We start from the raw sequence: 6218 nt of genomic DNA on the forward strand, positions 1-6218 counted from the left end.
CCTTCAACCAAGCGGAAAACGCCGATACTGACCCGAACACCTTGGCGCCGTTGTTGGGGTTTACGCCCAAGCCCAAGGCTGACTACACGCTGGTGGTCGTAGATACCCAAGCTCCAGGCGCGGGCCAGTCCGTTACCCTGGTGCCCACCTATGAGAATATGGCGAAGCTTGCGAAGGGCGAAATCAAGGGTGTTGATCCAGCACAAGTTGATAAAGTTATGACGCCCGAGTACAGCGCTAAGTACGAGCAACACATGACGGCCTTTGAAAAGGATGGGCTGGATGTGCGGAAAAGGAGGGACATAAATGATTATGCTGATGAAAAAATTTCAAGTGTAGAGGGCAAAGAGCAGTTTAAAGCCCGAGCGACTATTCACGGTGAATTCGGAGCCAATCAACACTTTACTGGTGATGGTACGACTAAGAATTTGTTGACTGACGGCGGTAATCGTGGCGCAGTAGAAACATACACACTGGATAAAAATCCAAAAACCTTAAATGATTTGGAAAATCGCGGTAGCGCCAAGCGACTTTCTGCTAAGCGGTTATAAGGATCAAGCATGCAGATCTTTGAACAACACGACCCCCAAGCCCCTCAACTAGAGCACCAAGTGCTTAGAGTTTTTTATAGTCCGCAAGAAAAGAATGGGGAGGACTTCTATTTTCTTAAGCAGGACCAGCACCTGTTGGTGTATTCTGGAAGATATCACACGTTTCCCGAAACCAGCCCTAGGGCCGGGCAGACGAAACTTATAGCTGATCAAATCGAGCTTCCCCTCCCCTCTATTCGCTGGTTTATCAATGTGATTGAACAAAAGTTCTTCAAACCGCCGGAAGAGGGCGGGTTGCCTGCTCATAAGCTGAGTTATGAAGAGGAGGTGGCAGGAGAAACGCTTCATGTCTTACGCAGCATGGCGGCTGGCTGTGATCATCCTGGCTACACAATAACGAATGCCAGCCGCCAGAGCCACTTGTCGTCGGACGACCTGCAAACGCTGTCTCTTTCCGATCCCTGGCTTTTTGAGAATGGATTAATGGATTACTTGAAGCAGCTGGCAGAGGATTACGAGCAGGGCCGGTTATAGATTAGCACTAGCCCCTATTTTAGGGGCCCAGCCTTCACTGTAGATGATTTTGGTGTCGGCGCGGGTCTTCTGCGCCCACCGCCCCTGGTTTCCCCCGGTCTGTGGCCCTAACCGTTGACCCCGTCACACTTTTCCACCACGAATGTATGGCAAAATGCGGGCTCCTAAAACCGACACGGAATACAAGGAGTGACAAAGTCATGCTGACTTCGCCATTACGTCGCCTTTCCAGCCTCATTTTTCTCGCCATTATTTATTTTGCGCTCGCTGCTTGTGGTGGCAGCAGCGGAGGCGGTAACCCCCCCGGTAAGCCGGCTCCTCCTCCCCCCGATACCAGCCCGACGCCGTTCACCTTTGCGGCTGTGGAGGGTGTTGAGCCTGGCGCCAAGGCCGTGTCGGAGACCATTACCATCGAAGGCATTGATGCCAATGTGTCTTTAGCGGTCACCGTAGACGGCGGTCAGTATCGCCTCAATGAGGGCCAGTTCCAGTCAGGGGCGAGTAACGCCGGGCTGGGCGATGAGCTGACCCTGCAAGGCACCGCGCCCGAAACACCCGAGGAAACGCAAACCGTGACCGTTACGGTCGGTGAGCACACCGCCACCTTCGATGTGGTGGCGGCGGGCGATACCGGGGCGCCGGAAGCCGCCTTTGTCTTTCCGCCCCCCATGACCGCCACCGAAGGCGATACTGTCATTGTTCGCGGCACCGCCGAGGATGAGTGGAGTGAGGTCGACCGCGTGACGCTGACCGTCAATCATGAGGGCGGCACCAACGACTATGAGGTCGACACCGAGGATGATTTTGCGACGTGGCAGAAGCAGGTAACCCTTGGTCCGGGCGAGAACACCATTACTCTGCAAGCCGAGGATGCCCTGGGCAACAAGGTGACCGAAGAAGAGCGGCAAAGTGTGACGGTGGTTCAGCAGGCCTTGTCTGAGGCGTTTCCGGATGATGAGGTGGCTATTGAGGAGCCACAAAGCCTGATTTTTTATGAGGAGCGTAATCGTATACTGGCGACGGATTTTTCGACAAACCGGATTGTCTCCGTGGACTTGGCGACAGGCAGCCGGTCGGTTTTTTTACAGCTGGATGATGAGGCGCGTGAAGTGGGCGTCGGTCGCCCGTCCGGGTTGGTGCTGGATGCGCCGCGAAATCGACTGCTGGTGAGTGGAGCCACGGTCGAGGGAGGCAGCGTTTTGGGGGTTGATTTGAATACGAAAGAAGTGACTCTTATTAACAGCCGTGAAACGCCCAGCGAAGACCAGCCTGAATTTGTTACTCCTAGAGGGATGGCCATTCATCCCGAAAACCCTGATAGGGTGTTTGTGTTGGCAAGCGGTGCTTATCAAAACCTTGCGGTCTTGGACCTCTCTACTGGTGCGCGGACCTTGGTCTCTAGCAGTGAGATACCTGAGTCTGGCCCGAGATTTGATGCACCTACGCAAGTATTGATTAATGAATCAAACGGTCGGGGATTGGTGGCTCAAGCTAGCTCTGATGGAATTTTATCCGTTGATTTGTCTACAGGCTTTCGAGAAATTTTTTTGGCCGAGGAGCAGCCAGAAGGTACCCCCCAGGTTTTAACGCGAACTTTGGTAAGCGATGATTTGAAAAATCGAGTATTGGTGCAGAATATCCTCAGTCAGGAGATTTGGTCAGTAGATATGGATAGTCGAGCTATTACCGTAGTATCGGGGGAGGGCAAGCCCCATACTTACAACCCCTTGGGGTGGTTTGCTGATATGAAGTTGTCTCCCAATAAGCAGTTTATTATTGGGGTGAATGAGCGATCAGGAAATGCCAATGTACTCTATGCTATCGATCTTGTCAGCGGCGAACGTTTAGTGATAAGCAAACCAGCTGGTGATGTTGAATAAGAGTTGGCTGGGCTCTTTGGGGCCCAAGTTCGCACAACCTAGCCCAAGATAACAGTTTGAAGGAGTTGGCATGAAGCCTTTAGAAACCACCGGGAACGTTTCGTGTCGTAAGCCATCTTTTCGCCGTCGCTTTTTGTCCGTCGCGATCGTAGCGGCGGGACAGGCGCTTTTTGCGAGTTCGGCTCAGGCGGGTCCCGAGGGCGGTCAGGTGGTCGGTGGACGTGGTGATATTGCCCAGGATGAGCGGACCACTACCGTGACTCAGGCGACGGATCGCTTGGCGGTGGACTGGGACAGCTTCGATGTCGACTCCGATGAAATTGTCAACTATATCCAGCCCGGCTCGGATTCCATTGCTCTTAACCGCATATTGAGCCATCGAGGCTCTGAAATTCACGGCCAGATTAACGCCAATGGCCGAGTGGTGTTGGTTAACCCCCACGGTATGGTGTTTGGAAAGGACGCGCAGATTAATGTTGGGGGGATGATTGCCAGCGGCCTGAGTGTTGATACCAGCGATTTTATGAACGGTGATTTTACCTTCGCAGCCATGGAGGGGACGGAAGGGACTGTTATTAATCGCGGTATCATTCAGGCTTCCACGGGTGGTTCTGTTGGACTGCTGGGCCGGCGGGTCAACAACGAAGGGGTTATCTCCGCCGAGTTGGGCGCAGTCAATCTCGCCGCCGGGAAGGAGGCGGTAGTTACCTTTGATGATGCCGGTTTAATGGGTGTTCGAGTCACCCGGGAAATTTTGCAAGATGAGCTGGGGGTTGATCCGGCGCTGGTCAATAACGGCGAGATTAGCGCGGCGGGAGGCCGCGTACTGCTCACTGCCAGTACCAGCCAGGAAATTTTCTCTCAAGCGGTTAATACCGGAGGCGTGGGTCACGCTGACAGCGTAGTGGTTCATGACGACGGTAGCTTTACGCTCGGTGGTGGTGCCGATGTGGTGAATACCGGCACACTGAACGTATCCAGCACCTCAAGTGCGGCGGGACGAGTGGCGGTGCTGGGTGAGAATATTACCCATAGTGGCGTCGTTCAAGCGGACAGCCAGTTCAGTGGTGTCGGCGGACAGGTCGAGCTCCACGCCCAAGATACGACACTTGTCACTCAATATGGCCGTATTAGCGCTCAGAGCCAAACCGGCCAGGGTGGCAATATCGCCGTATTGGGCCAGCGGGTTGGCCTGACGGATCACGCTAGCCTTAACGCCTCTGGCGCGAGTGGCGGTGGCCAAATTTTGGTGGGGGGTGACTACAAGGGCCAGAACACCGCCATTCGCAATAGCCAGCGTACCTACCTCGGTCCGAAAGCCGTCCTTCAAGCTAATGCACTTGCCGACGGCGATGGCGGTCGCGTTATTGTCTGGGCCGATGAGCTTACCCGCTATGCCGGCCACCTCGAAGCCAAGGGGCTGGGCCACGAAGGTCAAGGGGGCTTTGCGGAAGTATCCGGTAAAGAAGTGCTGGAGTTTACTGGCACGGCTAGCCTGTCCGGCTTCGGTGGGGCAGGAACGCTACTGTTGGACCCGAGAGATATTACCGTTGCTCTTGGTGGTGAGAATATTCCAGTTTCGGGTTCTGTAGGGTTTGACGATTTTTTTGGTGACCCTCCTTCAGAAGATGTCACTTTTTCCAGTAACTCTCTCGCAAATCTCTTGGATGGCGGCACCAATGTTATTCTGGAAGCCTCTCGAGATATAAAGGTCGAGGACGGCATAACCACTAATAGCAATAACGTCAACAGCCTAACCTTTAAAGCTGGGGATGATGTTCAAGTAAACGCCGATATCAGTCTCGGTTCAGGGAACATTGACTTTGCCGCAGGTACGGCCGTTTGTGGTAGCGCTGGTTGCTTGACGGGCGGTGACAGCGACCTCGTGGGGCGTAGTATTGCTCTTACTGGTAACCTCGATAGCCAGGGCGAGATCATCCTTCGGGCAGCTGATGACATTCAGGTTGGTGCCGCTATTGGTGAGACTCTGAGTCCCTCTGCGGTTACTCTTCTGGCTGGCAATAAGATTACAGTTTCTGCACTTCAGTTTGGCAGTACCGTCCAACTCGCCCCCCTCCCAGAAGCAGACCAAGGAGAACCCAAACTCATCCTAAAAGCCGGCGACGCCTCTTTGGTCGGCGATCTTGCAAGCGCCAGTATGGGGCCAGACTTTTCCAAGGACTTAATCATTGAAGGGGCCTTACACACCGGCGGTGCGTCGATGCTCCTCAATGCCCATGGCGCTGTGCAGCTGGATGCCAATATTACGACTCAGGGCGGGCACTTTAATGTCGGGGATGCCGACACCCAAAGCGGTGGTTACCGTCCTAATAGCTTCAGCCACACCAGCGGCACCATCAATACCGGCTACGGCAGTCAGATGATGACGGTGGATGGCTCTGAAGAGAATCTGACCGTTGTGGGTGATGTGCGGATTCACACGGCGGTCAACGACGACAGCCCTGAGGCCGGGGATGTGACGCTCGGCTTGGTGGACCTGGGGTACGTATTTTCCGATGTGGATGATGATGGTGGGCTTGGCCGAACCGGGTCGATTATTGTCGACGCGGCGGGGGACTTTACACTCACGTCCGATTTTGACTTTAACGACACCGGGCCTCGAACGGGGGACGGGGGTTCACGTAATCTGGCCTCGGCGGACGAGGTCGCTTTTGATGTAACGGCCGGCGGCAGTATTACGCTGGATGCCGCCATTTATGACCGCTATGGTGATGAGCGTGATGCCCTGGAAGTCAGCTTGAACGCGGGCGGCACCGTTACGCTTAACGATATTTTGTACACCGCCGGCGGTAATATTGACATTACCGGCCAATCCATTGCCTTTGGTAGCGGCGCAGTGGTTGACACTGGCCGAGCGCACGACGGCACTCAAACCGACACAGGGGGAACGCAACTGGGTGGCTGGTCCAACGGCAGCAACTTTACTCTAGACACCGTCACCGGCGGGAGTCTGGGGAATATTATCACCCGCGACACCTGCACAGACGGAACTTGTGCTGGCGACCTAGCGATCAACCGCTCTGGAAGTGCGAACAGTTATACCCTCGGTCAGAATGCGGATACCAACGTGTCCATCGCCGGCACCACCACCGTGGCGGTGGGTGCGGGAACGGTTACGCTCGACAACGAAGGTAATCATTTTGAAGGTAGCTGGAACCTGACCGAGGCCGGCACGGTGGGTATTCGCGATGATGGCGATATTCAGATTGATGTCGGTTCCGTCGCCGGGCCT

General features: G+C 54.8%; 4 protein-coding genes. All 4 read left to right on the forward strand.

Annotation, left to right across the window (positions count from 1 at the left end; translation table 11 throughout):
* A partial coding sequence (locus AAE514_RS18115) for a hypothetical protein (RefSeq protein ID WP_430623922.1) occupies nucleotides 1-551 on the forward strand: 551 nt, incomplete at its 5' end.
* Between the two features lie 9 nt (nucleotides 552-560).
* Complete coding sequence (locus tag AAE514_RS18120) at nucleotides 561-1085, forward strand: BTB/POZ domain-containing protein (protein WP_347332971.1); 525 nt, start codon at nucleotides 561-563, stop codon at nucleotides 1083-1085.
* 200 nt (nucleotides 1086-1285) lie between these two features.
* Nucleotides 1286-2965 carry a hypothetical protein gene (locus tag AAE514_RS18125; RefSeq protein WP_347332972.1) on the forward strand — a complete coding sequence of 560 codons (1680 nt, stop codon included), beginning with the start codon at nucleotides 1286-1288 and terminating at the stop codon, nucleotides 2963-2965.
* Nucleotides 2966-3035: 70 nt separating this feature from the next.
* On the forward strand, nucleotides 3036-6218 hold a 3183-nt coding region (locus tag AAE514_RS18130; RefSeq protein ID WP_347332973.1), incomplete at its 3' end, for a two-partner secretion domain-containing protein.

Source organism: Marinimicrobium locisalis (assembly GCF_039822625.1).
Lineage (GTDB): Bacteria > Pseudomonadota > Gammaproteobacteria > Pseudomonadales > Cellvibrionaceae > Marinimicrobium > Marinimicrobium locisalis.

Bases quoted from the DNA above. Each gene is read 5' to 3' on its own strand.
- AAE514_RS18120 (WP_347332971.1), top strand. From the start codon at position 561: ATGCAGATCTTTGAACAACACGACCCCCAAGCCCCTCAACTAGAGCAC.
- AAE514_RS18125 (WP_347332972.1), top strand. From the start codon at position 1,286: ATGCTGACTTCGCCATTACGTCGCCTTTCCAGCCTCATTTTTCTCGCC.